The sequence below is a fragment of the Microbacterium sp. OR21 genome, assembly GCF_047306785.1.
Taxonomy (GTDB): Bacteria; Actinomycetota; Actinomycetes; order Actinomycetales; family Microbacteriaceae; genus Microbacterium; species Microbacterium esteraromaticum_E.
Genome location: NZ_JAZEXJ010000003.1, coordinates 65081 through 91127, shown reverse-complemented (window position 1 = coordinate 91127; position 26047 = coordinate 65081). Strand labels below are relative to the sequence as shown.

The 26047-nt window shown below is 69.7% G+C and carries 28 protein-coding genes and 1 tRNA gene; 18 read left to right on the top strand and 11 right to left on the bottom strand.

Annotated elements, in window-relative coordinates; translation table 11 throughout:
* The first annotated feature begins 8 nt into the window (after nucleotides 1–8).
* The 6 genes from V2S04_RS08950 (at nucleotide 9) to V2S04_RS08925 (ending at nucleotide 6071) form a co-directional block, all read left to right on the top strand.
* Nucleotides 9–941, top strand: coding sequence for a MurR/RpiR family transcriptional regulator (locus tag V2S04_RS08950; RefSeq protein WP_413638195.1), 933 nt, complete (start codon nucleotides 9–11; stop codon nucleotides 939–941).
* Nucleotides 938–1690: a sugar isomerase domain-containing protein gene (locus tag V2S04_RS08945; RefSeq protein WP_413638194.1), complete on the top strand. Its 753-nt coding sequence runs from the start codon at nucleotides 938–940 to the stop codon at nucleotides 1688–1690. Before V2S04_RS08950 ends, V2S04_RS08945 begins: the two co-directional genes overlap by 4 nt.
* 82 nt (nucleotides 1691–1772) lie before the next feature.
* A complete protein-coding gene (gene ngcE, locus V2S04_RS08940) occupies nucleotides 1773–3194 on the top strand; it encodes an N-acetylglucosamine/diacetylchitobiose ABC transporter substrate-binding protein (RefSeq protein WP_413638193.1) in 1422 nt (473 codons plus the stop codon).
* Nucleotides 3195–3283: 89 nt separating this feature from the next.
* A complete protein-coding gene (locus tag V2S04_RS08935; RefSeq protein ID WP_413638758.1) occupies nucleotides 3284–4216 on the top strand; it encodes a carbohydrate ABC transporter permease in 933 nt (310 codons plus the stop codon).
* Nucleotides 4213–5139, top strand: a complete 927-nt coding sequence (locus V2S04_RS08930; protein ID WP_413638192.1) for a carbohydrate ABC transporter permease — start codon at nucleotides 4213–4215, stop codon at nucleotides 5137–5139. Before V2S04_RS08935 ends, V2S04_RS08930 begins: the two co-directional genes overlap by 4 nt.
* A 137-nt stretch (nucleotides 5140–5276) precedes the next feature.
* Nucleotides 5277–6071, top strand: a complete 795-nt coding sequence (locus tag V2S04_RS08925) for an SGNH/GDSL hydrolase family protein (RefSeq protein WP_413638191.1) — start codon at nucleotides 5277–5279, stop codon at nucleotides 6069–6071.
* A 15-nt stretch (nucleotides 6072–6086) separates the two neighbouring features.
* Here V2S04_RS08925 and V2S04_RS08920 read toward each other — a convergent pair whose 3' ends face one another.
* From V2S04_RS08920 to V2S04_RS08895, 6 genes are all read right to left on the bottom strand, one after another.
* Nucleotides 6087–6617 (bottom strand): DUF488 family protein, encoded by a 531-nt coding sequence (locus tag V2S04_RS08920; protein WP_413638190.1) that lies wholly within the window; start codon nucleotides 6615–6617, stop codon nucleotides 6087–6089.
* A gap of 2 nt (nucleotides 6618–6619) precedes the next feature.
* Nucleotides 6620–6835 carry a DUF2945 domain-containing protein gene (locus V2S04_RS08915; protein ID WP_099195329.1) on the bottom strand — a complete coding sequence of 72 codons (216 nt, stop codon included), beginning with the start codon at nucleotides 6833–6835 and terminating at the stop codon, nucleotides 6620–6622.
* 76 nt (nucleotides 6836–6911) lie between these two features.
* A tRNA-Arg gene (locus tag V2S04_RS08910) sits at nucleotides 6912–6984 on the bottom strand.
* Between the two features lie 54 nt (nucleotides 6985–7038).
* Nucleotides 7039–7905, bottom strand: coding sequence for a CPBP family intramembrane glutamic endopeptidase (locus V2S04_RS08905; RefSeq protein WP_413638189.1), 867 nt, complete (start codon nucleotides 7903–7905; stop codon nucleotides 7039–7041).
* Nucleotides 7902–8627, bottom strand: a complete 726-nt coding sequence (gene trmB / locus V2S04_RS08900) for a tRNA (guanosine(46)-N7)-methyltransferase TrmB (RefSeq protein WP_099195327.1) — start codon at nucleotides 8625–8627, stop codon at nucleotides 7902–7904. The genes V2S04_RS08905 and trmB overlap by 4 nt, the downstream gene beginning before the upstream one ends.
* A 71-nt stretch (nucleotides 8628–8698) precedes the next feature.
* The gene (locus tag V2S04_RS08895; protein ID WP_413638188.1) at nucleotides 8699–9538 is read right to left on the bottom strand and encodes a DUF3097 family protein; all 840 of its coding nucleotides are present in this window, start codon (nucleotides 9536–9538) and stop codon (nucleotides 8699–8701) included.
* Between the two features lie 123 nt (nucleotides 9539–9661).
* Here V2S04_RS08895 and V2S04_RS08890 point away from each other — a divergent pair, with 123 nt between their 5' ends.
* The 4 genes from V2S04_RS08890 to V2S04_RS08875 all read left to right on the top strand — a co-directional run bounded on the left by V2S04_RS08890 (nucleotide 9662) and on the right by V2S04_RS08875 (nucleotide 13824).
* Nucleotides 9662–11659 carry a TPM domain-containing protein gene (locus V2S04_RS08890; protein WP_413638187.1) on the top strand — a complete coding sequence of 666 codons (1998 nt, stop codon included), beginning with the start codon at nucleotides 9662–9664 and terminating at the stop codon, nucleotides 11657–11659.
* A gap of 80 nt (nucleotides 11660–11739) precedes the next feature.
* Nucleotides 11740–12480: a PspA/IM30 family protein gene (locus V2S04_RS08885; protein ID WP_099195324.1), complete on the top strand. Its 741-nt coding sequence runs from the start codon at nucleotides 11740–11742 to the stop codon at nucleotides 12478–12480.
* Between the two features lie 58 nt (nucleotides 12481–12538).
* Entirely contained in the window at nucleotides 12539–13345 is an 807-nt protein-coding gene (locus V2S04_RS08880) for an arginase family protein (RefSeq protein WP_413638186.1), read from the top strand.
* Nucleotides 13342–13824: a Fe-S oxidoreductase gene (locus V2S04_RS08875; RefSeq protein WP_413638185.1), complete on the top strand. Its 483-nt coding sequence runs from the start codon at nucleotides 13342–13344 to the stop codon at nucleotides 13822–13824. The genes V2S04_RS08880 and V2S04_RS08875 overlap by 4 nt, the downstream gene beginning before the upstream one ends.
* Here V2S04_RS08875 and V2S04_RS08870 read toward each other — a convergent pair.
* Together V2S04_RS08870 and V2S04_RS08865 are read right to left on the bottom strand one after the other, a co-directional pair.
* Entirely contained in the window at nucleotides 13803–14264 is a 462-nt protein-coding gene (locus V2S04_RS08870; protein WP_099195321.1) for an SIP domain-containing protein, read from the bottom strand. The genes V2S04_RS08875 and V2S04_RS08870 overlap by 22 nt on opposite strands.
* Before the next feature lie 62 nt (nucleotides 14265–14326).
* Entirely contained in the window at nucleotides 14327–15031 is a 705-nt protein-coding gene (locus V2S04_RS08865) for a tyrosine-protein phosphatase (RefSeq protein WP_099195320.1), read from the bottom strand.
* 190 nt (nucleotides 15032–15221) lie between these two features.
* Here V2S04_RS08865 and V2S04_RS08860 point away from each other — a divergent pair, with 190 nt between their 5' ends.
* From V2S04_RS08860 to V2S04_RS08835, 6 genes are read left to right on the top strand one after another with little or no spacing between them, the layout of a single operon-like run.
* Nucleotides 15222–16130: an alpha/beta fold hydrolase gene (locus V2S04_RS08860; protein ID WP_413638757.1), complete on the top strand. Its 909-nt coding sequence runs from the start codon at nucleotides 15222–15224 to the stop codon at nucleotides 16128–16130.
* Between the two features lie 33 nt (nucleotides 16131–16163).
* Nucleotides 16164–17690: an ABC transporter substrate-binding protein gene (locus V2S04_RS08855; RefSeq protein WP_413638184.1), complete on the top strand. Its 1527-nt coding sequence runs from the start codon at nucleotides 16164–16166 to the stop codon at nucleotides 17688–17690.
* Nucleotides 17687–18640 carry an ABC transporter permease gene (locus V2S04_RS08850; RefSeq protein WP_413638183.1) on the top strand — a complete coding sequence of 318 codons (954 nt, stop codon included), beginning with the start codon at nucleotides 17687–17689 and terminating at the stop codon, nucleotides 18638–18640. The genes V2S04_RS08855 and V2S04_RS08850 overlap by 4 nt, the downstream gene beginning before the upstream one ends.
* Nucleotides 18640–19506 (top strand): ABC transporter permease, encoded by an 867-nt coding sequence (locus V2S04_RS08845; RefSeq protein WP_099195316.1) that lies wholly within the window; start codon nucleotides 18640–18642, stop codon nucleotides 19504–19506. The genes V2S04_RS08850 and V2S04_RS08845 overlap by 1 nt, the downstream gene beginning before the upstream one ends.
* On the top strand, nucleotides 19503–20303 hold the full coding sequence (locus V2S04_RS08840; protein WP_413638182.1) for an ABC transporter ATP-binding protein: 801 nt from the start codon (nucleotides 19503–19505) through the stop codon (nucleotides 20301–20303). The genes V2S04_RS08845 and V2S04_RS08840 overlap by 4 nt, the downstream gene beginning before the upstream one ends.
* Nucleotides 20300–21115 carry an ABC transporter ATP-binding protein gene (locus V2S04_RS08835; protein ID WP_413638181.1) on the top strand — a complete coding sequence of 272 codons (816 nt, stop codon included), beginning with the start codon at nucleotides 20300–20302 and terminating at the stop codon, nucleotides 21113–21115. Before V2S04_RS08840 ends, V2S04_RS08835 begins: the two co-directional genes overlap by 4 nt.
* A gap of 73 nt (nucleotides 21116–21188) precedes the next feature.
* Here V2S04_RS08835 and V2S04_RS08830 read toward each other — a convergent pair whose 3' ends face one another.
* Genes V2S04_RS08830 through V2S04_RS08820 form a run of 3 tightly spaced genes read right to left on the bottom strand, consistent with a single transcriptional unit; the run spans nucleotide 21189 to nucleotide 23169 of the window.
* Nucleotides 21189–21692, bottom strand: a complete 504-nt coding sequence (locus V2S04_RS08830; RefSeq protein WP_413638180.1) for an N-acetyltransferase family protein — start codon at nucleotides 21690–21692, stop codon at nucleotides 21189–21191.
* The gene (locus V2S04_RS08825; RefSeq protein WP_099195560.1) at nucleotides 21689–22387 is read right to left on the bottom strand and encodes a uracil-DNA glycosylase; all 699 of its coding nucleotides are present in this window, start codon (nucleotides 22385–22387) and stop codon (nucleotides 21689–21691) included. Before V2S04_RS08825 ends, V2S04_RS08830 begins: the two co-directional genes overlap by 4 nt.
* Nucleotides 22387–23169, bottom strand: coding sequence for an SDR family oxidoreductase (locus tag V2S04_RS08820; RefSeq protein ID WP_413638179.1), 783 nt, complete (start codon nucleotides 23167–23169; stop codon nucleotides 22387–22389). The genes V2S04_RS08825 and V2S04_RS08820 overlap by 1 nt, the downstream gene beginning before the upstream one ends.
* A gap of 164 nt (nucleotides 23170–23333) precedes the next feature.
* Here V2S04_RS08820 and V2S04_RS08815 point away from each other — a divergent pair, with 164 nt between their 5' ends.
* Together V2S04_RS08815 and metX are read left to right on the top strand one after the other, a co-directional pair.
* A complete protein-coding gene (locus tag V2S04_RS08815; protein WP_099195559.1) occupies nucleotides 23334–24656 on the top strand; it encodes a bifunctional o-acetylhomoserine/o-acetylserine sulfhydrylase in 1323 nt (440 codons plus the stop codon).
* A 182-nt stretch (nucleotides 24657–24838) separates the two neighbouring features.
* Complete coding sequence (metX, locus tag V2S04_RS08810) at nucleotides 24839–26044, top strand: homoserine O-acetyltransferase MetX (RefSeq protein ID WP_413638178.1); 1206 nt, start codon at nucleotides 24839–24841, stop codon at nucleotides 26042–26044.
* Nucleotides 26045–26047 lie beyond the last annotated feature (3 nt).

Genomic DNA, 26047 nt, shown 5'->3' with positions numbered 1-26047 from the left:
AGGCAATGGTGCCACGGACCCGGGACATCGGCAACGGACTGACGATCGCGCGCCGCATCGCAGACCGCCGCCGCGCCATGCCCGCGGCGATGAGCAGGATCGCGGACGTCGTGACCGAGCACCCCGCAGCCCCCGTCGAGCTGACCATCACAGAGCTCGCTGACCGGGCCGGAACGTCGGCCGCCACCGTCACCCGCTTCTGCCGCGCGCTGGGCTTCGACGGCTACACGCAGTTCCGCGTCGGCGTGGCGTCGGAGATCGGACGCGGTGACGCCGACGAGAGCTGGCAGGCCGACATGGGGCGCGAGCTGAGCGCGTCCGATGAGCCGGGCAAGGTCCTGCACACCCTGCTGAACCTGCACGTGGAGAGCCTGCAGAGCACCGCGACCCGTCTGGATCTGGACTCGGTGCTGCGCGTCGCCGACGCGATCACCGCCGCACGTCACGTCGACATCTACGGCGTCGGCGGAAGCGGCGTCATGGCGCGGGAGTTCCAGGGCCGGCTGTATCGCATCGGCGTCAACGCCCACAGCTGGTCGGACGTGCACGACGGCCTGACCAGTGCGGTGCTGCAGGACCAGTCGTCGGTGGCGGTCGGCATCTCCAGCACCGGGCGCACCGAGGAGACGGTGCAGATGCTCTCCCAGGCGCACTCGACCGGCGCGTTCACCGTCGCGATCACCCACGACATCGACTCCCCACTCGCCGGCCTCGCCGACGTCTCGCTCGCCACTGCCGAGCCGACCACGTATCTGCGCCCCGACGACCTCTCCGTCAAGCACTCGCAGCTGCTCGTGCTCGACCTGCTCTACGTGCTCGCCGCGCAGCAGACCTTCGGCGTGGCATCCACCCGTCTCGCCGCGAGCGCGATGGCCGTCGCGCCGCACCGCCGCGCACCGCGCTCGGCCAAGCCCGCCCCCGCACCCCAGGAGGACCGATGACCGCCACGCCGTCCGCGCTGCTGCGCGAAGCCACCATGCGCCTGGAGCGTCTGGCTGCGGATGCCGAAGCCGGCGGGCTCGACGCCGCGATCGACCTCATGGTCGGCGCTCTCGACAGAGGCGGCGTGCTGCACGCCTTCGGCACCGGCCACTCCGAGGCATTCGCGATGGAGATCGCGGGTCGTGCCGGCGGGCTGATCCCGACGAACCGCTTCGCCCTTCGCGACATCGTCATGCACGGCGACCGCGAGGCCGGCGTGCTCACCGGTTCGCTCGAGCGGGAGCCGTGGGTGGTCGACGAGCTGATGGCCACGGTGCCGGTGCACGAGCACGACGTCTTCCTCATCGCATCCAACTCCGGGGTGAACGGGTCGATCGTCGGCACCGCGCTCTGGGCACAGGAGCACGGTCACCCCGTGATCGCCGTGACCAGCCTCGCGCACACCGCCCGCGTCGAGCCGAAGCACCCGAGCGGCAAGCGCCTCAGCGAGATCGCCGATGTCGTGATCGACAATCTCGCCCCCTACGGCGACTCGACCCTCGAGGTCGCCGACGGGATCGGCGCCGGCGCGATCTCGTCGATCACCGCCGCCTTCATCGCGCAGCTGCTGACGCTCGGCGTCGCGCGCACGATCGCCGAGCGCGGCGAAACTCCACCGATGTACATCTCCGCCAACATCCCCGGCGGCGATGAGCACAACTCCGTCCTTGAGGACCGCTACGCGGGCCGCATCCGGCGGGGAGCTTGACCGCCGAGCTCAACCCTGGGTTCCCGAGCTCGGCGGAGGAACCGACCCTGAACACCGATCAATCACAACGGAAGGTAATGAGATGGACCTCAACGAAGCATCCATCAGCCGTCGCAACCTGCTCCGCGGCGCAGCCGCGGCAGCGCTGCTGCTGCCGTTCGGCGCGACGCTCGCCTCGTGCGCCGCGCCCGGCGGCGGCAACACGGGCGACAACAAGCCCGCCGGGGACGTCACCGCTGACAACCCGTTCGGCGTCGCCGCGAACTCGAAGGTCGACGCGGTCATCTTCAACGGCGGTTACGGCATCGACTACGTCGAGAACTCCGCGAAGATCATGGAGGGCAACAAGGCGCTCGACGGCGTGACCGTCAAGGTGTCGTCGTCGACCAAGATCGCCCAGGAGCTGCAGCCGCGGTTCGTCGGCGGCAACCCGCCGGACCTCATCGACAACTCGGGCGCGAACTCGATCGGATGGAACACCATCCTCGACCAGCTCGAGGAGCTCGACGACGTGCTCGAGGCCGACAACCTCGAGGGCGAGAAGATCAGCGACACCCTGTTCGGTGGCGTGAAGGACCCCGGCACGTTCGATGGCAAGTTCAAGGCGCTGAACTACGTCATGACCGTGTACGGCCTCTGGTACTCGTCGAGCCTGTTCGAGGCGAACGGCTGGGATCTGCCCAAGTCGTGGCAGGACCTCACGGACCTCGGCGCCAAGGCGAAGGAGCAGGGCAAGTTCCTGTTCCTGTGGGGCAAGGAGGCGGCGACCTACTACCAGACGTTCGTCATCGACTCCGCGGTCATCCAGTCCGGCGACGACGTGCGCCTCCCGCTCGAGAACCTCGACCCGAAGGCGTGGTCGCACCCGACCCTGCAGAGCATCCTGGAGATCTTCTACGAGCTCATCAAGGCCGGCTACGTCAAGCCCGGCGGCGCCGGCACGCAGTTCACGCAGGCGCAGTCGCAGTGGAGCCTCGACCAGGAGGCGCTGCTGTACCCCTCGGGCTCGTGGATCGAGAACGAGATGAAGAAGCAGACGGCGCCCGACTTCAAGATGATGGGCATCCCGGAGCTTCCGCTGGACGAGAACCAGACCACCCCGGCCGGGTTCATGCGAGCGGAGGCGGGCGAGCCGTTCATCGTCCCGTCGAAGGCGAAGAACCCCGAGGGCGGCAAGGAGCTGCTGCGCACCATGCTGTCGAAGGAGTCGGCGACCGCGTTCGCGAAGGAGAAGCTCGCGCCGACCATCGTCAAGGGCACCGTCCCCGAGGACGGGTTCGGGTCGACGGCGCTGGTGTCGCAGTCGAAGATGCTCGAGGCCGCAGGTGACAACGTGTTCACCATCAAGTCGACGAACCTCTACGGCATGAACTCCGACCAGCTCCCGATCTGGAACTCCTTCCTGGGCGGCGGCATGACGGTCGCCGAGCTCACCAAGCAGCTCCAGGCCATCGTGGACAAGGTCCGCGAGGACTCGTCGGTCACGAAGATCGAGATCAAGTGAGCTATTCGACCGCCAGCGGCGGACCGGGGCTGGAGACGGCCACGGTCACCGCAGCGAGCACGGGGCGCCGCAAGGCGCCCCGTGCGGGCATCCCGCGCAAGCTGACGTTCGACTACGTGTCGTTCCTGCTCGTCTTCCTCGGACTGCCGCTGGCGCTGTTCCTCGCCTTCGTGATCTCGCCGTTCATCCAGGCGCTGTACTACTCGATGACGAACTGGACGGGCTTCTCGCCCAACATGCAGTTCATCGGGCTGGACAACTTCGTAAGGCTCTTCAACGACTCGACGTTCATGCAGGCGATGGGCAACAACATCCTGCTGGCCATCGTCGTCCCGCTGATCACGATCGTCATCGCGCTGGTGTTCGCCAGCATGATCACCGTGGGCGGCGCGAGCCACGGTCAGGTCCGCGGCCTGCGCGGCTCGAGCTTCTACCGGGTGGTGTCGTTCTTCCCGTACGTGATCCCGGCGATCGTCATCGCGATCCTGTGGAGCATGATCTACACGCCGAGCGGTCTGCTCAACGGCGTGCTGGGCGTCTTCGGGATCGACACCAACCAGTTCGCCTGGCTCGGCGAGCAGAGCACCGCCATGGGTGCGACGATCTTCGTGATCGTCTGGAGCATGGTCGGCTTCTACATGATCCTGTTCGTCGCCGCGATCAAGGGCATCCCCGCCGAGACCCTCGAGGCCGCCCGCATCGACGGAGCAGGCCGGTTCCGCACCGTGACCTCGATCCTGCTGCCGCAGATCCGCGACAACGTGCAGACCGCGTACATCTACCTGGGCATCATGGCTCTGGACGCGTTCGTGTACATGGCCGGCCTCAACTCGACCGGCGGGCCGTCGAACAGCACCCTGGTCATGAGCCAGTACCTGTTCCGCACCGCGTTCGAGAAGGGCCAGTTTGGTCTCGCCACCGCCATGGGCGTGGTGCTCGCCGTGATCACACTGCTGTTCGCCGCCCTCGTGATCGGCGTCTTCCGCCTGATCGGCGGCAAGGATGAAGGAGGACGCGCATGAGCACCGAGACGCGCGCCGCGGTCACCATCGACCCCAAGTCCGAGCGTCGGCGCGGCTCCCGCCCCGGCCCCGTGACCCGCACCACGAAGGCGACGACCGGCGACAAGGTCGTCGGCGGGATCTCGCACGGCGTCCTGGCGATCTGGTCGCTCATCGTCATCCTGCCGATGGTGTGGACGCTGATCGGCTCGTTCAAGACGACCACCGAGATCTTCACGTCGCCGTTCGGGCTGCCCGCGCAGTGGAACTTCGACAACTACATCAGCGCATGGGTGGGCAACAGCTTCGGACGGATGTTCCTGAACACCGTCATCGTGGTGGGCGTCGCGCTTGTGCTGGTGATGGTGCTCGGCGCGATGTGCGCGTACGTGCTGGCCAGGTTCTCGGTGCCGGGCAGCCGGGTCATCTACTACCTCATGCTCGCGGGACTCACCTTCCCGGTGTTCCTCGCGATCGTGCCCCTGTTCTTCATCCTGCAGGGGATGGGCCTGCTGAACACACTGCCCGGGCTGATCCTGACCTACGTGGCGTTCGCCCTGCCGTTCACCGTGTTCTTCCTGTTCTCGTTCTTCAAGTCCCTGCCGTACGAGATCCAGGAGGCCGCGTACGTCGACGGCGCCAGCGAATGGCGCACCTTCTTCCAGGTGATGCTGCCGATGGCCAAGCCCGGCATGGCCGCGGTCGCGATCATGAACTTCCTGGGCCTGTGGAACCAGTTCCTCCTGCCGATCTCGCTGAACACGAGCCAGGAGAACTACGTGCTCTCGCAGGGCATGGCCTCCTACGCCTCCTCGGCGGGCTACGCGCTGGACTTCGGTGAGATGTTCGCGGCGGTGATGATCACCATCATCCCCGTGCTGATCGTCTACATCCTCTTCCAGCGTCAGCTGCAGGGATCGGTGTCGCAGGGCACCTCGAAGTAGCATCCGCCGTCCGATCGTCCCTTCCCGCCGCACCGCGCGGGGAGGGGCGATCTGCGTCCGAGGATGATGTCGAAGCCGTTGTCGCACCGTGACCTGCCGACCTCCGGGGGCCGCCCCCGGTCGCATACGCTCTTCTCATGACCCTGCTCCCGCCGACCCGACGGCGCCGCACGGCCCTCGCGCTCGGAGGCGCTCTCGCGGTCGCGCTCGCCGTCACCCTGGGCATCCTCCGTCCGTGGATGCCGCCCGCCGAGACCCCTCCCGTCGCCGCCGCCGAGAGCGGCCTCTCCCCCGCCGCCCTGACGCTTCCCGACGATCCGGAGGTGCTGGTGTTCGGCGACTCGTGGACATACGGGTCGGCGGCGACGGTGCCGACCGACGGCTACGCCTACCGGCTGGCCAGGCTCATCCCCGGCGACACCGTCGTGCGCGGCGTGCGCGGCAGCGGCTATCAGAAGCCGGGTCTGGACGGCCCGGACTTCCTCACCCGCGTCGCAGGGCTGGAGCAGTGGATCGACCCGGACCTGATCATCCTGCAGGGGTCGATCAACGATCGCCGGTCGGATGCGGCGGCCTACCCCGCCGCCGTGAACGCCGTGTGGGATGCCATGTCCGCGAAGTACCCCGATGTCCCGATCGTCATCCTCGGTCCGGCACCGCACGAGCTGCCGGTGGGTGCGAGCACCGCACGCATCGACCGCGATCTCGCGGACCTCGCCGCCGCACGGGGATGGTGGTACATCTCTCCCGTGCGGGAGCGGTGGATCACCGACGAGAACTACCTGCGGCTGATCGACGTGGGCGTCGGACGCAAGCATCCCTCCGACGCCGGTCACGCCTATCTCGCCGAGAAGGTGGCCGCGGCTCTCGAGCGTTTCAGCACCGCCCCCGTGACGGCGGCCGACGGCGCGAAGCCCCAGCCGGCGAAGTAGCCGCGTCACTCGGCGTCAGTCGGCGGGCGGGTACTCCACCTCACCGTCGCGCACCACCGCGCCGGGTGTGAGCGTCGCCTCGGTCACCCTGCCCTCCGGCATGAGGTGCCCGACTGCGACGCCGCGGGCGAGGAGATGATCGGCGATGATCCTGCGGTGACAGCGCCACCACACCGCCTCCGAGCACATCACGGCCGCCGACCCGGAGATGCCGTCCGCCGTCGTCAGCAGCTGCGCGATCCCCGCATCGAACTCCTCGCTCAGCGCGTAGTCGGCGTAGTTGTGGAAGCTGCGGTTGCGCCACAGCGCATTGATCTCGTCGGGGACGTCGCGCTGCACGTTCCTGCGGCCGGCGAGCTGCTCGATCCGCCGGTAGTCGATGTCGTGCTCGCGCAGCGATGCCTCCAGGGCATCCTCGTTGAACCATGGGTAGCGGTTCGAACCGGGCAGGCGGCGCACGTCGACGACGGCACCCACCCCGGCGTCCGACAGCAGCGTGAGGAACTCGTCGATGGGGTGCGTGGAGTGTCCGACGGTGAGGATCATGCTCAGTCGTCGAGCAGCGTCAGCGCGCTCCCCTTGTGCGCGGCCAGGTGATCGGTCTTGTCGCTCTTGATCTCGTACTGCGGCTCGTCCTCGTCTGCACGCCGCGTGCGGCCCATGAACTCGAAATCAGCGGTGTGCACCTTGGTGATCCGGCCGCGCACCCGCCCGGCCTCCGAGTTCCAGCTGACGTGCTCGCCGACCTTGTATCGCCTGGTCATCCCGGCGCTCCTCTCGATGATCGCGCTGCCGGAAACGAGAGAAGACCGCCCGGTGGGCGGTCTTCTTCTGAGTGCGTGCCCCCGACAGGAATCGAACCTGCGACCTACGGTACCGGAAACCGGCGCTCTATCCGCTGAGCTACGGAGGCGTACCGGTCGAGCCTACCAGTTGCACGGGCCCTGCCTGTGCACGCGACTCCCTCTCAGACGAGGAAGAACGGCAGCAGTCCGGGGTTGTGCGCGTGCACGAGCACGGCGAACACGACGGCGTCGAAGAGCAGGTGCACAGTGACCACATAGGCGAGCGAGTGCGTGCGCAGGAAGATCCAGCCCTGCAGCAGCGCGAACGGGATCGTGAGCACCGGGCCCCAGGCACGGTAGCCGAGCTCCCACAGGAAAGACACGAACACGATCGCCTGCAGCACGTTCGCGGTCGCCGCCGGCATGTGCCGACGCAGCAGCGCGAAGACCGTGCAGATGAAGAACAGCTCGTCCCAGATGCCGACGGCGCCGACCCCGACGAACAGGCGCGCGATCAGGCCGGGCGAGTCCACGACCGGCCAGTTCTGGTAGACGCCGCTGGTGATGAAGTAGAACGGCAGGATCAGCCAGCCCAGCACGAGCACGGCGACCAGCCAGATCCACTGCCAGCGCGCCCACCGCGTACCGGTGCGCCACGGGAAGGCGATCGCGCGATCGCGGAACATGAAGCGCGAGAGCAGGTACGGCACGAGCACCGCTCCCCCGAGCGCGAGGGTGAAGCGCAGCATCGACAGATCGTCCAGCTGCGCCTCGAGCGAGATCGCGTGCACGATGAGCATCCCGACACCGATCAGCGCCAGGTCGCGGGTCAGCGACGGGACGCGTCGCTCGCCGATCACCCAGCCGGGGCGGTGTCCGACGGACACGGCGATCGAGCGCGGAGACCTGCGCTCGACCAGCGCGGCACCGCCGACTCCCGCCGCCAGCAGAAGCCAGCCCACCCACGACCACCCGAGCACGAAGAACGCGGGGGCGGCCGCGCAGACCAGCGCGGCAGGCGGGATGCTGTGCCAGGAGGTCTTCGTCACACCCGCGACACCCGGCGGTACGTGAGGTCGCGGATCTCGCGTCCCTTGGCGATGCCCTTGCGCTCGAAGGCCGTCATGACGCGGCCGTCGAAGCGCTCCGCCCAGTCGCCGTCGAAGGCGCGCTCGAACTCGGGCGCCTCATCGAGCACCTCGCGCATCTGCAGCGCATAGTCGTCCCAGTCCGTGGCCAGCCGCAGCAGGCCGCCGTCCGCCAGCGCCTTGGCTGCCGTCGCCGGGAACCCCGGGCGGATCAGGCGACGCTTCGTGTGGCGCTTCTTGTGCCACGGGTCGGAGAAGAAGATCCACACCTCGGATGCCGAGCCCTCCGGCAGGTACGTCGAGAGCACCTCGGGCGCGTTCGCCTCGACCAGGCGCAGGTTGCGAACGTCGGCGGTCGCGGCGTCGAGCATCGTGCGCGCGAGCCCGGCGCGGAACACCTCGACGGCGAGGAAGTCGGTGTCGGGCGCCGCGGATGCTGCGGCGATGATGGCGTGTCCCTGGCCGGAGCCGATCTCGACGATCAGCGGCGCCTCGCGCCCGTACTCGGCCGCGACGTCGAGCCGTGCGTCGGGATGCACGGAGGTGAACGCCACGTCACGCGGGACGTCGAGCAGATAGAACGTCGCATGCTGCTCGAATGCCCGTTCCTGCGCCTCCGACATGCGGCCGCTGCGGCGCACGAACGAGACCGGCTCATCGCGGAAGGTGCGTGGTTCAGGCATCCCTCCAGGATACTGGGGCGCTTCCACAGGCTCAGCGCCCCATGTGGACGGGATGCCCCGCGAACGGCCGGTCACCGCGCGGGCTCCGTGACGAAGTCGATCAGCTCCTCGACCCGGCCCAGCAGCGCGGGCTCCAGGTCGCGGTAGGTCGTGACCCGCGACAGGATCCGCTTCCAGGCGTGCGCGATATCGGTCTGGTCGTCCGCCGGCCATCCGAACGCCCGGCAGATACCGATCTTCCAGTCGGTGCCGCGCGGGATCTCCGGCCATGCTCGAACGCCCATCGCCGCAGGCGTCACGCACTGCCACACATCGATGTAGGGGTGCCCCACGATCTTGAGATGGCGGCCGTGCGGGCCGCGCATGATCTGATCCACGATGCGCGTCTCCTTCGAGCCGGGCACCAGGTGGTCGACGAGCACACCGTAGCGGCGGGTGTGCGACGGCGGCGACTCGGCGAGCAGCTCGTCGAGCAGGTCGAGCCCCCTCAGGTACTCGACGACCACGCCCTCGACCCGGAGGTCGGCGCCCCACACCTTCTCGACCAGCTCGGCATCATGGCGCCCCTCCACGAGGATGCGGCTCGGCAGCGCGGTGCGCGCCCGCTCGTCGGCGACGGCGAACGAGCCGGATGCCGTGCGGCGCGGCCCCGAGGCCTTCGCCGCCGCCACGACGAGCCGCACCGGCCTGCCGTCGATCAGGAAGCCGCCGCCCAGCGGGAACGTGCGACGACGACCCTTCCAGTCCTCGAGCTCGACCGTGCCCGCCTCGACGCGCGTGACCGCGCCGCAGTAGCCGTCCTGCGCGACCTCGACGACGAGGTCCTTGACGGCGGCGACCTCGGTCGTCTGCGCGACACCGCGCTGACGCCAGCCGTCTGCGAGCACATCCGAGCCGTACATGTCGTCCATGCCCTCCAGCGTATGCGTCTGCGCTGAGGGCGAACGGCGAACCCGCCGCGGATGCTGTCGCCGGTCAGACCCAGTGCATAGACTCATCCCATGGGGGCGCGGCTGCCGGTCGGAAGGATCACTATGAGGACTCGGTGGCTGACTGCGGCCGCACTGCTGCTGGCCGCGGCCGCGGGCCTCGCGACGGCGTCGGCGGCATCCGCCACGGACCCCGGTGAGCTCGACGGGCAGATCACCGATCGCAGCGGGGTCGTCTCCAGCGCCGATCGTGCCGCCGCCGAGGAGACGCTCGACAGGCTGCGCGACGAGGCGGGCATCGACCTCTTCTTCGTGCTCGTGCCCGAGTACACGTCGCCGGAGGACCCGGCGGAGTGGACGACGCGCACGGCGCAGGGCAACGCCTTCAGCGACTCGCAGTACCTGATCTCCGTCTCCACCGAGGGACGCAACTACACGATGTACCGGCCCGACGCGGGGCAGATGAGCGTCGAGCAGCGCGATGAGATCCTCTCGGCCATGCGCCCCGACCTGTCGAACAGCGACTTCAGTCAGGCCGTCGTCGCCGGCGCGGACAAGGCCTACGACGTCTACGTGCTCGCGCCGCAGCGGGCGGCGGAAGCGGGCACACGTACCGCTGTGATCGTCGGAGTCGTCGTCGTGATCGCGGTGATCGTCATCGCCGTCGTGCTGCTGATGCGTCGCGCCCGCAGGCGCGCGGCGGAGGCGGCGAGACGACAGGCGCAGCTGGCCGAGCTCGAGCAGCAGGCCGACATCGCGCTGGTGCGGACGGACGACCTCGTGCGCACGAGCGAGCAGGAGATGCAGTACGCGCGGGCGCAGTTCGGCGATGACGTCATCGGGCCGTTCGTCGAGGCGCTGCAGACCTCTCGCAGCAACCTCGACGCGGCGTTCTCGCTGCAGCAGAAGCTCGATGACGAGGTGCCCGACACCGATGATCAGCGGATCGAGTGGAACCAGCGCATCCTGCAGCTCTGCTCGGATTCGACCCAGGTGCTCGAGGCACGCAAGGCGGAGTTCGACGAGCTGCGCGAGCTCGAGCAGAACGCCCCGGCCGCGCTCGAGAACGTGCGCCGCCTGCGCGCCGCAGCCGGCGCCGAGATCGATCGCGCCGATGAGATCCTCTCCACCCTCGCCACCGTGTATTCGCCGGCCGCGATCTCGCCTGTCGCAGAGAACACGACCGAGGCGCGCTCGCGCATGACCTTCGCCGACGAGCGGATCCGCGAGGCGGACGCGTTCATCGCCGCGGGTCAGACGGGCGATGCGGCGGTCGCCGTCCGCGCGGCGGAGGGCGCGGTGCAGCAGGCCACCCAGCTCGAGGACGCTGTCGAGAAGCTGCAGCATGATCTCGCGGACGCCGACGAGCGCGCGACCGCCCTGCTGTCGGAGCTGACCGCTGATGCGCAGACCGCGCGCGGCCTGCCCGACCCCCGCGGCGAGGTGGCCCAGGCTGTGGCGGCCACGATCGAGGGCATCCGGCAGGCGCAGGGCCGGCTCGGCGCCTCGGGACGCGAGCCGATCGACGCGCTGCGTGCCCTGGAGGCCGCCAACACGACGATCGACGCGGTGATCGAGCGCGGCCGAGACGAGCAGGCCAGGATCGCGCACGCCGCGAGCATGCTCGGCAACGCGATCCGACGCGCAGAGGTGCAGATCTCCACCGCGGAGAGCTTCATCCTCAACCGGCGCGGATCGATATCGTCGACCGCTCGGACGAGACTCTCCGAAGCACAGGCGAACCTCGACCAGGCCCGCTCCCTCGGCCAGGTCGACCCCGTTCAGGCCCTCGCCTTCGCCCAGCGATCCGACGCGCTGGCATCCGAGGCGATCCGGCTCGCGCAGAGCGACTACTCCGGGTTCGGCGGACCGGGCGGCGGCAGGAACGACACGCTCGGCGCTCTTCTCGGAGGCATCCTCATCGGCCAGGTCACCGGAGGTCATCACCACGGCGGCTGGGGCGGCGGCTGGGGATCCGGCGGCGGAGGCGGCGGCTTCAGCGGGGGCGGCGGCTTCTTCGGCGGGGGCGGAGGCGGAGGCGGCTTCTCCGTCGGCGGCTTCGGCGGCAGCTCCGGCAGCAGCGGAGGAGGCGGCGCCTTCTGACCGGATGCCCGATCCGGGAATCCTCACGATCCTGATTCGACCATCGACCACCACAACCTGAGAACAGCAAAGGAATGAACATGGCCAAGGAATCCATCTTCGGACGCATCTCCACGCTCGTCCGCGCGAACATCAACTCCCTCCTCGACCAGGCCGAGGACCCGCAGAAGATGATCGACCAGCTCGTCCGCGACTACACGAACAACATCGCTGACGCCGAGTCGGCGATCGCGGAGACGATCGGCAACCTGCGACTGCTCGAGCGCGACCACGAGGAGGACGTCCGCGCGGCGCGCGAGTGGGGCAACAAGGCCCTCGCCGCAAGCCGCAAGGCCGACGAGCTGCGCGCCGCCGGCAACACCACCGACGCCGACAAGTTCGACAGCCTCGCCAAGATCGCCCTGCAGCGCCAGATCGGCGAGGAGCGCGAAGCACAGGCGGCGGAGCCGCAGATCGCCGCTCAGACCGAGATCGTCGAGAAGCTCAAGGGCGGCCTGAACGGCATGAAGGAGAAGCTCGGTCAGCTCAAGACGAAGCGCAGCGAGCTTCTCGCGCGCGCCAAGGTCGCCGAAGCGCAGACCAAGGTGCAGGACGCGATCGGCTCGATCAACGTGCTCGACCCGACCAGCGAGCTCGGCCGGTTCGAGGACAAGATCCGTCGCCAGGAGGCGCTCGCCCAGGGCAAGGCGGAGATCGCGGCCTCGTCGCTCGACGCGCAGTTCGAGAGCCTGGAGGACCTCGGTGAGCTGACCGAGGTCGAGGCCCGGCTCGCCGAGCTCAAGTCCGGCGGCACCTCGCGTGCCGCCATCGAAGCAGAATGATCCTCGGGGTGGGTGCCGCACACCGGCATCCACCCCTCCTTCTCCTCCTGGAGGGACCATGACCCGATTCCTCATCGTCCCGCAGTGGCAGGGCTCGCCGTCAGCGCGCGCCATGCTGCTCACCGACGGAGCGGCGGCGATCGCCGGCGACCTGCCCCGCCGCGACACGACGATCCTCGACGTGCCGCTCGAAGCCGGCGACTCGCTCGGCACCGGCATCCGACGGCTCAGCGCCCTGCTGCGCACCCGTGAGCTGGTGGCCGAACAGCTCTCCGGCGCCGCCGACGCGCCCGTCGTCATCGGCGGCGACTGCAGCGTGAGCGTCTTCGCCCTCGCCGCCGTCGACACGTCCGATCTGGCCGTGCTGTGGTGCGACGCGCATCCCGATCTGAACGAGCCGTCCACCTCCCCCTCCGGCGCCTTCGCGGGGATGGCGCTGCGCGCGGTGATGGGAGATGGCGAGCCGCAGCTCGCGCTCGATCCCGGCATCCCGGCCGAGCGGATCGTGCTGCTCGGCGCGCGCAGCATCGACGACACCGAGCGCGATGTTCTGGACGGGCTCACCCAGCTCTCCCCCACCGACCTCGATGACACGGATGCCGTCGCCGCTGCCGTGCGCGCGACCGGCGCGACGCGCGTCTGGGTGCACATCGACGTCGACGTCCTCGACCCCGCCGAGTTCGAAGGGGTCTCCGAGGCCGCTCCGTTCGGCGTCACTGCGAACGGGCTCGCCGCCGCGCTGCGGCGTCTGCGCGACGAGGTGCCGCTCGCCGGTGCGACCATCGCCGGCTTCGCGCCGCGAAGTCCCGCCGATGCCGTGCTCGATCTCGGCGCCATCCTGCGCCTGATCGGTGCTGTGGCGTGAACGAGGACTGGCGCGAGGGCGCCGAGCGCGCGCTGGAACGCGGACGCAGGTTCGACCGCCTCATCCCCGCGGTGCTGCTGGATTCGCCCCTCAGCCGGATCGGCTACGCGTGGGGCACGGCGGTCGGCTGGGTGTGGGGCTCGCTGTGGAGCACGGGGAAGGTGCAGCGCCGGGAAGGTCTGTGGGTCTTCCGCGGGATGCCCGGATGGTCATTCGCCCGCGGGGGCGTATGCGTGGGCGGCTGCTTCCTCACCGGAGACCGCGACCCGTCGGATGCGATCCTCCGCCATGAGGCGGTGCACCGCAGGCAATGGCAGCGTTATGGCTTCCTCATGCCCGTCCTGTATCTCCTCGCCGGGCGTGATCCGCTGCGCAACAGGTTCGAGATCGATGCGGGTCTGGAGGACGGCGGCTACGTGCGCCGTTCCCGCCCCGCAGCTCGGATCGCGCCGAGCGCTCAGTCGAGCGACAGTCCGTAGCGCGACGGGGCGTGGATGGCCGATGCGGGAACCGCGAGCGTGTCGGTGAGGTGGTCGACGATGTCAACGGTGCTCAGCCAGCCTCCGAGCAGGATGACCTCGGTGCGCAGGCCCGATCCGGACTCGTCGCAGAGCATCTCGTCGGCCCAGGCCGTCGCCGCGCGGGTGAGCGCCTCACCGGTCGCTCGGGGGGCGGCGTGCCGGCGTGCGCGCGGCAACCAGGTGACGGTCATGCGCGGCGGTGCCGTGACCACGCCCACGTGGGCGGAGTCGGGCACCTCGATGAAGACGCGGCCGACCGCGCACATCGGCAGGGTCGCGAGCGCGAGCTCGAGATCTGCCAGCGAGTGCTCGTCGGCCGTGATGAGGTGCTGCACCTGCGGGCGACGGGAGGCGCGGCGTGCGGCGCGGCTGCCGGCGAACGTCTGAGTGGTGCTCATGATGAGTCCACCCTACCACCGATGTAGGGTTGCCTAACCTCACCGGCACCCAGACGGCGTGGTCAGTCGACCAGGGCGGTCGCCAGCGCGTCGAGCTCGCCTGCGGTCATCCCGGCCGCGCGCAGGTATCCGGCGACCGATCCGTGGCGCTCCTCCACCTCCGCGAGCAGCGCAGCCATCACAGGAGCCGGTGATGCGGTCGCCAGTTCTACGGCGTTGGTCGCGTCGGGCATGTGCGCGCGGAGGTACTGAACGATCGCCCGGTTGCGCTCGGGCGACAGCTGAGAGGCGGTCAGCGCGTAGTCGGCGATCACGGCCTCACGGTCGGCACCCACGGCGCTGAGTGCGAGGGCGACGGTGACGCCCGTGCGGTCCTTGCCGACCGTGCAGTGCACGAGTGTGGGCTGACCGGCGGCGATGATCCGGATGGCGTCGACCAGGCGAGGCGCCGACTCGTCGATGAGATGCCGGTACATCGCGGCGAGGTCGAGGTTCTGGGCGAAGAACGATCCCACCGATCCCAGGAACAGCGGGATGCGCGTGGTCGGAACGCCGCCCAGCGCGGAGGGCTCCCGATCGACCTCGGCATCGTCGCGCAGATCGATCACGTGTCGCACGCGGGCGGAGAGCACCGCACCGCCCTCGGCGGTGAGCTGCGCGAGATGCCCGGAGCGGAACAGCACACCGGTGCGCACGCGCGACGAACCCGCCGGCATGCCGCCGACATCCCGCACGTTCGCCACGCCGCCGACGTGCAGCACGGTCATGCGCGCTCGCGATCTCGAAACAGAGGCATGCGTCCAGCCTAGGCGGGCGGCGCCGCCCCCACAGAATTCCGGGCGAAATGCAATAAGCCAAGCGAAGGAGCTTGATACTCAGCATATGGATAGATGTTACGGAAATGAAGCGAGCATGGTGCTCCCGCATTTCCCGGTCCGCCTGTTCCGAGAGCAGAATATGGCCGTGGTTGAAGACGCCAGCGAGTTTCGCTACCTGCCCGGCCAGGCACAGACCCTCGGCACCGACGTGCCGTCCGTCGAGCGTATCTCGCTCACCCTGCCGGATGGCCGCACCCTGAGCGCGCTGCGTTTCGGAGACGGTGCTCCCGAGGTGACGCTGCTGCATGGCGCAGGGCTGAACGCGCACACCTGGGACGCGGTGGCGCTCCTGCTCGGTCGGCCGGCTCTCGCGATCGACCTCGCCGGGCACGGCGACTCGTCATGGCGCGACGACCACGACTACTCCCCGGCGCTCCTCGCCGACGACATCGTCCGTGCGATGGGAGCCTGGACGTCCCGCCCACAGGTTCTCGTTGGCCATTCGCTGGGTGGGCTGACGGCCTCCGTCATCGCCTCCAGCCATACCGAGCTCGTGCGCGAGCTGGTGCTGGTCGACATCGTGCCCGGACTCGACACCGACGCGGCTCCGGCGATCCTGCGAGAGTTCTACGCCGTCGCCGACTTCGCCTCGCGAGCCGACGCCGTGGCGCGCGCCCGGTCCTTCGGATTCGGCGGCAGCCTGGAGGACACCGAGCGCGGTGTGTTCTTCAACACCCGGATGCGAGTGGACGGGCGAGTCGAATGGAAGCACCACTTCGCGCGCATCATCGGCTCCGCATTCGACTCCCTGAAGGCCGGTCACACGGCCGTCGCCGATCCGTGGGCCGAGCTCGAGGCGGTCGCCGCCCCCGTGACCCTCGTCCGCGGCGCGCACGGATTCCTCCAGGACTCCGACGTCGACGCGTTCCGCGCACACCTGCCCGACTCCCCCGTCATCACGGTCGACGCCGGACACAACGTCCAGGAGACCGCTCCCGCCTCGCTCGCCGACATCGCGTCCGGCGCCCTGACCCGCGACGCGCGCTGACCGCGCGCTCTCTTCCCCTCGAGAGGACACCCCTTGTCTGCTTCCCCCACCCGGCGTCCGGCCGGACTCGCCGCGCTCGGCCTGCTCGCTGCGGGCGCCCTCGCACTGAGCGCATGCTCCCCCACCGCGCAGCCGACCCCGACCACGCCCGCCGCAGCCGACCCCGACGCGACCCTCACCGTCGGTCTCGTCCTGGAGCCGACGAACCTCGACATCCGCCACACCAGCGGCGCCGCGCTCGAGCAGGTCCTCGTCGACAACATCTACGAGGGTCTGGTCACCCGCACCCAGGACAACGGGATCGAAGAGCGTCTCGCGAGCTCGTACGAGGTGTCGGACGACGGTCTGACCTACACCTTCACGCTCAACGACGGTGTCACCTTCCACGACGGCACCGCACTCACCTCGGCCGATGTGGTCGCCTCCTACGAGACGGTCAAGTCGGATGCCGGGGTGCAGGGCAACGCCGAGTTCGCGAACGTGGCATCCGTCGCCGCCCCCGATGCGCAGACCGTCACCATCACGCTCACCCAGCCCGACCAGAACTTCCTGTTCACGCTCACCGGCCCCGCCGGCCTGGTGTTCAAGAAGGGCGACACGACCGATCTGAAGACCGCCGAGAACGGCACCGGCCCGTTCGTCCTCGACCGCTGGGCCAAGGGCAGTGCGATCACCTTCGACCGGTACGACGAGTACTGGGGCGACGCGGCGACCATCGGCGAGGTGGTCTTCCAGTACATCCCCGACTTCACCGCCGGCGTGAACGCGGCGCTCGACGGCACGCTCGACGTGCTCACGGCGGTCGACCCGAACCTCGTGTCCCAGCTGGAGGACACCGGGGACTTCACGATCACCACCGGTCGCACCACCGACAAGGCGACCCTGGCCTTCAACAATCAGAAGGCCCCGCTGGACGACGTGCGGGTGCGCAAGGCGCTGCGCCTCGCGGTAGATCACGAAGCGCTCGTCGAGGCGATAGGTGCGGGCCAGACGCTCTACGGGCCCATCCCCGAGCTCGACCCGGGATACGAGGACCTCAGCGACGTCGCCCCGTACGACCCCGCCGAGGCGAAGAAGCTGCTGAAGGAGGCCGGGCACGAGAAGCTCGACCTCACGCTCACCATCCCGTCGTTCTACGGCACCACGGCCGCGCAGGTGCTCGTCTCGGACTACGCGAAGGTGGGCGTCTCGCTCGAGGTGAAGCGCGTCGAGTTCCCGACCTGGCTCGAAGACGTCTACACGAACCACGATTACGAGCTGAGCTTCGTGCTGCACGTCGAACCGCGCGACTTCGTGAACTTCGCGAACCCCGACTACTACTTCGGCTACGACAACGAAGAGGTCCAGAAGCTGTATGCGCAGTCACAGACCGAGATCGACCCGGACAAGTCCGCCGAGCTGCTGAGGAAGGCGGCACGCATCGTGTCGGAGGACCATGCGGCCGACTGGCTCTACAACGGCGCCACGCTCACCGCGCACACCGCCGCCGTCTCCGGCTTCCCGACCGACTCGATCAACTCGCGCATCGACCTCGCCGGCGTGACGAAGTCCGCGGAGTGATCCGCTACGCGCTCACCCGAGGAGCCCTGCTGATCGCGGGGCTCCTCGTGTCGAGTGCGATCATCTTCCTCACATTGCGAGTGTTCCCCGGTGACGTCGCCCAGCTCATCGCCGGAACGCAGGCGGATGCCCAGACCGTCGAGGCGCTGCGCGAATCGCTCGGCCTCGACAAGCCCCTGCTCGCGCAGTACACCGACTGGATCGGCGGCATCCTGCGCGGCGACCTCGGCACCTCGCAGCTCAGCGGCGCCTCGGTCGGCGCCGAGCTCGCCGAGAAATCCCGGGTGACCGTGCCGCTCGGGTTGATGGCGTTGACCGTCGCCCTGCTCATCGCCGTGCCGTTCGGAGTCGCATCCGCTCTGCTCCGCGGCCGGGCCGGGGGCACGGCACTCAGCATCGGCGCGCAGACCCTCGCCGCCGTGCCCGTCATCTGGGCCGGAATGATGCTCGTGGTCGTCTTCGCGCACTGGCTCGGCTGGCTGCCCGCACAGGGCTTCCCCCGCACCGGGTGGGCGACGCCGGCGCAGGCCGTCGAGTCACTCCTCCTGCCGGCTCTCACGATCGGCATCGTCGAGGGCGCCATGCTGATGCGGTTCGTCCGCAGCGCCACCATCCAGGCGGCGGGCGAGGACTTCGTCCGCACCGCCGCGGCCAAGGGCCTCACCCGTCGCCAGGCGCTCGTGCGGCACGGCATCCCCGCCGTCGGCCTGTCGATCGTGACCGTGCTGGGGGTGCAGATCGCGGGCATCGTGGTCGGGTCCGTCGTGATCGAGCAGCTCTTCACACTGCCCGGCATCGGCCGCATGCTGGTCACCGACGTCGGCACGCGCGATCTGGTGAAGGTGCAGAGCGAACTGCTCGTGCTCACGGGGGTCGTGCTGATCATCGGCTTCCTCGTCGACCTCGCGCACCACGCGATCGACCCGAGACAGAGAGGGGAGGACAGCTGATGCCCCGCTGGCTGCACACCCTCCTGTCGTCGTGGACGGGCCGGTTCGCGGTGCTCGTCGTGGTGGGGATCGCCCTCACCGCCGTCGTGTCGGTGTTCTGGACGCCGTTCGACCCGATGCTCTCGGACGTGCGCGGACGCTGGGCGGCGCCGAGCTGGCCGCATCTGCTCGGCACCGACGGCACCGGGCGCGACATCCTCAGTCTGCTCATGGCGGGGGCGCGCACGACCGCGTTCGTCGCCGTCGGCGCCGGACTGGTGGCCACCCTGGTGGGAATATCGCTCGCGGCCCTCGGTGCACTGACCGTCCGATGGGTGCGCGAGAGCATCGCGGTGCTGGTCGACATCCTCATCGCGTTCCCCGTGCTGATGATCGCCATGATGATCTCAGCCGTCTGGGGCGGCTCGCTGTGGGTGGTCGTGTTCGCAGTAGGCATCGGCTTCGGCGTCAGCATCGCCCGCGTCACCCGACCCGAGCTGCGCCGGGTGCAGCAGAGCGATTTCGTGCTCGCCGGGCGCGCCTCAGGGCTCACGGCCGGTCAGAATCTCGCACGCCACCTGCTGCCCAACGTCGCGCCGGTGTTCATCGTGCAGCTGTCGTGGTCGATGGCCGTGGCCGTGCTCGCCGAGGCGGGTCTGTCCTACCTCGGCTTCGGGGCATCCCTCACCGAGGCCTCGTGGGGCACGCTGCTGGCCGACCTGCAGCGTTACATCGGAGTGCATCCGCTCACCGTCGTCTGGCCCGGGCTCGCGATCACCGTCACCGTGCTGGGGCTGAACCTGCTCGGCGACGCGCTGCGCGAGGCGACCGACCCCACGCTCTCCCGCCGCTCGGCACAGGTGCACGTCCCGGAGGTGATCGCATGAGCCTCGTGGTCGACGCCCTCGTCGTCGAGATCGACGGCACCCGCGTGGTGGACGGCGTCTCCTTCGCCGTCGACGACGGACAGCGGCTGGGCCTGATCGGCGAGTCCGGTTCGGGCAAGTCGATGACCGCGCTCGCCATCCTCGGACTGCTCCCGGACGGCGCGAGGGTCAGCGGAAGCATCCGATGGGACGGGGTGGAGCTGATCGGGATGCCGGATCGCGAACTCGCGCGTCTGCGCGGCGATGAGATCGGCATGGTCTTCCAGGAGCCACGCTCCGCCCTCAATCCGATCCGCACGATCGGCCGGCAGATCGCCGAGCCGATGCGCATTCACGAGCGGATCGGCAGGCGGGAGGCGCGTGAGCGTGCGGTCGCCGAGGCGGTGCGCGTGCAGCTGCCGACTCCTGAGGCCATCGTCGATCGCTACCCCCACCAGCTCTCCGGCGGTCAGCGCCAGCGCGTCGCGATCGCGATGGCCCTGGCCGGCCGGCCCCGACTGCTCATCGCCGATGAGCCGACCACGGCCCTGGACGTGACGATCCAGGCCGAGGTGCTGGATCTGCTGCTCGGTCTCGTCACCGACGAAGGCATGTCGCTCGTGTTCATCACGCACGACCTCGCAGTCCTGTCGCAGGTCGCGACCGACGCGGTCGTGCTCGAGCACGGTCGCGTCGTCGAGCAGGCGCCGATCGCCACCCTGCTCACCGCCCCGGCCTCTCCGGTCACGCAGGCGCTGCTGCGTGACGCCACGGCGACGCTGTGGCGGGCAGCCGACGACGACGGGATCGGATCATGACGACACCGGCCGACTCCGACGCAGGCCGCATCGTCGCGGAGGAGCTGAGCCGCTCCTTCCCCGCTCCCCGCCGCGCCCTCTTCGAGCGCGCCCGCCGGAGCATCGCCCTGCATCCGACCGACCTCACCGTCGCCCCGGGCGAATCGCTCGGCATCATCGGCGAATCCGGCTCGGGCAAGTCCACCCTGGTGAGACTGCTGCTCGGACTCGATCGACCCTCCACCGGTCGCGTGAGCGTCGACGGGCGCGAGGTGGATGCCGCGACGAGCGCGAGATCGCTGCACTGGCTGCGTCGCCGCACCGGCCTGGTGTTCCAAGATCCGTACGCGTCGCTGGATCCGCGGATGACGGCGGGGCAGATCATCGCCGAGCCGCTGTGGGCCCTCGACATCCCCGGTGACCACCGCGCACGGGTGCGCGAGGTGCTCGCACAGGTGGATCTCGACCCCGCGATGGCGGCACGGCATCCGCACGAGTTCTCGGGCGGGCAGCGGCAGCGGATCGCACTCGCCCGCGCGATCGTGCATCGTCCGAGGATCCTCGTCGGCGACGAGCCGATGTCGGCTCTGGATGTGACGGTGCGTGCGCAGATCCTCGCCCTTCTCGTCCGGCTTCGCGCCGAGGAGGGGCTGACCCTGATCACCGTGTCGCACGACATCGGGCTCGTTCAGCATCTCAGCGACACGGTGGCGGTGATGAAGGACGGCCGGATCGTGGAGCGCGGTGCCACTGCGACCGTGCTGCGGCACCCGGCGGAGGGCTACACGAAGCGGCTGCTCGCCGCAGTGCCCGTCCTTCCGGACCGTTTCTGAAATATTTCAGTACGGCATAGCATCCGGCGCTTGGTATACCGAAATGCGACATCGATCGGCCGCGAAGCGGCCGTCACAGCGACTTCTGCAGGAAGAGCACGCCCAGGCGCCGGCCGAACTTCTCCCCCACGTCGACCAGCCGGCCCGCGTCCGTGAACCCCGCCTTCCGGTGCAGGGCTGTCGACGCCTCCGCGCCGCTGTCGGCGATGACCGCGATGACCTGCCGCAGGCCGGCCTCCCGGCAGCGGTCGAGGAACACGGCCAGCAGCGCCCATCCCGCGCCGCGTCCGACGGCGGAGGGTGCGAGATAGATCGAGTTCTCGATCGTGAAGCGATAGGCGGACTTCGCCGACCACGGCTGTCCGAGTGCGTAGCCGAGCAGTTCTCCGTCCGCCGTCTCCGCGACCAGGAACGGGATGCCCGCCTCGGCGATACGGGCGGCCTTCGCCACCCAGTCGTCGGTGACGGACTCGACCTCGTCGAACGTCACCGTCGACGAGCGCACGTAGTGGTTGTAGATGTCGCGGATCGCCGGCAGATCGGCATCCGTCACCTCGCGTACCCGCAACCCGCTCACGCCTCCCCCTCGACACGCCAGTCGACGGGCGCCGCGCCCATCGACTCGAGCAGGGCGTTCGCGCGCGAGAACGGGCGCGAACCGAAGAATCCCCGGCGCGCCGAGAGCGGCGAGGGGTGCGCCGACTCGATCACCGGGGTGTCGCCCAGCAGCGGCTTCAGGCCCGCGGCGTCGCGCCCCCACAGTACGGCGACCAGCGGCTGCCCGCGATCGACGAGAGCGCGGATGGCGAGCTCGGTGACCTTCTCCCATCCCCAGCCGCGGTGGGATGCCGGGGTCCCGGGACGCACGGTGAGCACGCGGTTCAGCAGCAGCACCCCCTGGTCGCTCCACGCGGAGAGGTCGCCGTGCGGTGCGGGCGGGATGCCGAGATCGGCGTGGCGCTCCCGGTAGATGTTGCCCAGGCTCCGCGGCAGCGGGCGCACGTGCCGGTCGACGGCGAACGAGAGCCCGATCGGATGCCCGGGTGTCGGGTACGGGTCCTGGCCGGCGATCAGCACCCGCACATCGCCCATCGGACGCCGGAAGGCACGCAGCACATCGGGGCCTGCGGGCAGGTAGTCGCGGCCCGCGGCCTGCTCAGCACGCAGCCTGTCGCCGAGTTCGCCGATGAGGGGCTGCACGGGTGCGAGCGCCTGCGCCCACGCCGGATCGACCAGGCCGGCATCGGCCAGCTCGACGAGCGTGCGACGCATCAGTCGTCGGTGCGCACGTGCAGTGGCCCACGCGCCAGCAGGTGCTGCGCGGCCTGCGCGAGGGGGCGCATCGTCACGAGGTCGAGGTTCACCCGGCGCGGTGCGTTCAGGGCGTACGCGATCAGCTCGGCGACATCATCGGCGACCAGCGGCTCGGCGACGCCCTCGTAGACCGCCTCGGCGGCCACGCTGTCGCCCCCGAGTCGGTTGAGGGCGAACTCCTCGGTGTGCACCATGCCGGGGGCGATCTCGACCACGCGGATCGGCTCGCCGTGCAGCTCCTGACGCAGCACCTTGACCAGCATCGCCTCGGCGGCCTTCGCCGCGGTGTAGCCTCCGCCGCCGGGGTACGGGTTCTGCGCGGCAGTCGAGGTGACGAACACCGTGTCCGCGTGGCCGTCGGCCGCCGCGGACCGGCGCAGCAGTGGCAGCAGCCCGGCGACGAGCCGCTGGGTCGCGAGCACGTTCGCGTCGTACATCCACTGCCAGTCGTCGATCGAGCCGTGCTCGACGCTGTCGGTGCCGCGCGCGCCACCGGCGACCTGCACCAGAGCATGCACCGGACCGCTGCGCTCGAGCTCGGCGACCAGAGCGTCGACGGCGGCGGAGTCGGTCAGATCGCACGCGATCGCGGATGCGCCCGTCTCGGCGGCCAGCGACTCCAGGCGCTTCTCGCGGCGCGCGACGCCGACGACGTCCCAGCCCCTCGCGCGCAGCACGCGCACGGTCGCCTCTCCGATACCCGAACTCGCTCCGGTCACCACGGCTCGTCTGATCACCATGCCCTCCACCGTAGGCGCTCTGAGCCGCCGAACCCGTCATCCCCGCGTGTTACGTAACATTTCCGGAGGCTTGGCGGGCACCGCGCCCGCTCGTAAGGTCGCTACCAGGCATCCGCCGCACGACCACCCGACCCGAATCGTCCCGACCACCCTGGGAGCACGTCATGACCGCAGCCGAGAACTGGCGCTTCGAGACCAAGCAGATCCACTCCGGCGCCGCGCCCGATCCGGTCACCAAGGCGCGCGCGACGCCGATCTACCAGACCACGTCGTATGTGTTCGACAACGCCGACCACGCCGCGAACCTGTTCGCGCTGGCCGAGTTCGGCAACATCTACACCCGCATCCAGAACCCCACGCAGGATGTTCTCGAGCAGCGCCTCGCCGCCCTCGAGGGCGGAACCGGCGCCCTGGTGCTCTCCAGCGGCCAGGCGGCGTCCACCTTCGCGATCCTGAACATCGCCCAGGCGGGCGACCACTTCGTCGCATCCAGCTCGATCTACGGCGGCACCTACAACCTCTTCAAGTACACCCTCGCCAAGCTCGGCGTCGAGGTGACCTTCGTCGAGAACCAGGACGACCCCGAGGAGTGGCGTGCGGCCGTGCGCCCGAACACCAAGCTCTTCTTCGCCGAGACCATCGGCAACCCGAAGATCAACGTGCTCGACATCCGGGGCGTCGCCGACATCGCGCACGAGAACGACGTGCCGCTGATCGTCGACAACACGATCGCCACCCCGTACCTCATCCGTCCGTTCGAGCACGGCGCCGACATCGTCATCCACTCGGTCACCAAGTTCCTCGGCGGACACGGCACCACCATCGGCGGCGCGATCATCGACGGCGGCACCTTCCCGTGGTCGCAGCACGTCGACAAGTTCCCCGGCCTCACCGAGCCCGACCCCTCGTACCACGGCGCGTCGTACACGACCGCCGTCGGCGACGCGCTGGCGTACGTCATCAAGGCCCGCGTGCAGCTGCTGCGCGACCTCGGATCGGCCATCTCGCCGCAGAGCGCCTGGAACCTCATCCAGGGCATCGAGACCCTGTCGCTGCGCATCGAGCGTCACGTGCAGAACGCGCAGGAGATCGCCGAGTGGCTCGAGAACCACGACGACGTCGCGTCGGTGAACTACTCGGGCCTGCCGTCCTCGCCCTGGTACGCCAAGGCGAACGAGTACGCTCCTCAGGGCGTCGGCGCGGTGCTGTCGTTCGAGCTGAAGGGCGGTGTCGAGGCCGGCCGCGAGTTCGTGAACAGCCTCACCCTGTTCAGCCACCTCGCCAACATCGGCGACGTGCGCTCGCTCGTCATCCACCCCGCGTCGACCACGCACTCGCAGCTCTCGCCCGAGCAGCAGCTCTCGGCCGGCGTCACGCCGGGCCTCGTGCGCCTCTCGGTCGGCATCGAGAACATCGACGACCTCAAGGCCGACCTCGACAGCGCGCTGAGCGCCGCCCGTCGCGTCGCCGAGGCCGCTCGCGCCTGACCTCCTCCTCTTCGGGCACCTGGATGCCCCGGACCGTCCGGTCCGGGGCATCCGCCGTCTTCGGCTGATCCTGGCCGGCTCTCCGTCTCCGGCGGTGCACCCGGGCGGGAGCCCGGCTCCCGCCTCAGCCGCCCCCGCGTAACCTGCGGCGGGCCCAGAGGCGCACAGGCGAGAATGGACGCATGGACTGGCAGACGACCTCCGAGGACACGGTGCCTTCGGCGCCCGTGACCGAGGCGGATGTGCGTCTGCTGCGGGCGCGCCCGCCCGCGACCGGCGCCTGGCGGGACGGAGATCCGGCCGGCGAGCGCCGCTTCACGTTCCTCGGCGGCTTCCGCACCGAGAACGGCCAGCTGCTGCCCGCGACCCGCCTGGCGTGGGAGAGCTGGGGCGAGCTGAACGAGGCACGCGACAACGCCGTGCTGATCCTGCACGCCCTCACCGGCGACAGCCACGTCCGCGGCCCCGCGGGTGCCGGGCACGCCACTGCCGGGTGGTGGGAGGACATCGTCGGCCCCGGCTCGGCGATCGACACCGACCGGTGGTTCGTGATCGCACCGAACATGCTCGGCGGATGCCAGGGTTCGACGGGACCCGCGAGCATCGCCCCGGACGGCCGGGAATGGGCATCCCGCTTCCCCTACCTGACCATCCGCGACCAGGTCGCCGCGCAGATCGCCCTCGCCGACGCGCTGGGCATCGAACGGTGGGCCGCCGTGATCGGCGGTTCGATGGGCGGCATGCACGCCCTGGAGTGGGCGGTGATGCAGCCCGAGCGCGTCGAGCGGCTCGCGGTGCTCTCCTCTCCCCCGGTGACCACCGCCGACCAGCTGGCGCTGAACTTCGTGCAGCTCGAGACGGTGCGGATGGACCCGCGCTTCGCCGGAGGCGAGTACTACGACGCGGCGCTCGGGGAGGGTCCGCACCGCGGCCTGGCCCTCGCCCGGCGCATGGCGCTGCTGAACTACCGCAGCCCCATCGAGCTGAATCAGCGCTTCCAGCGCTCGTGGCAGTCGGATGTGTCGCCGCTCGGCCGCGGCGGACGGTTCGCGGTCGAGTCGTACCTGGATTTCCACGGCAACAAGTTCACGCGGCGCTTCGACGCGAACAGCTACCTCACGGTCGTCGAGGCGATGAACTCGCACGACGTCGGCCGCGACCGGGGCGGCGTCGAGCAGGCGCTGCACACCGTGACGGCGAAGACGCTCGTGCTCGGCATCGACACCGATCGGCTGTTCCCCGTCGACGGGCAGCAGCGTATCGCGCGCAGCATCCCGAACCTCATCGACGACGAGGCCGTGGTGCTCACCAGCGACTTCGGCCACGACGGCTTCCTCATCGAGACCGACCCGGTCGGCGCCCACCTGGAGCGACTGCTCGCGTCGTGACCG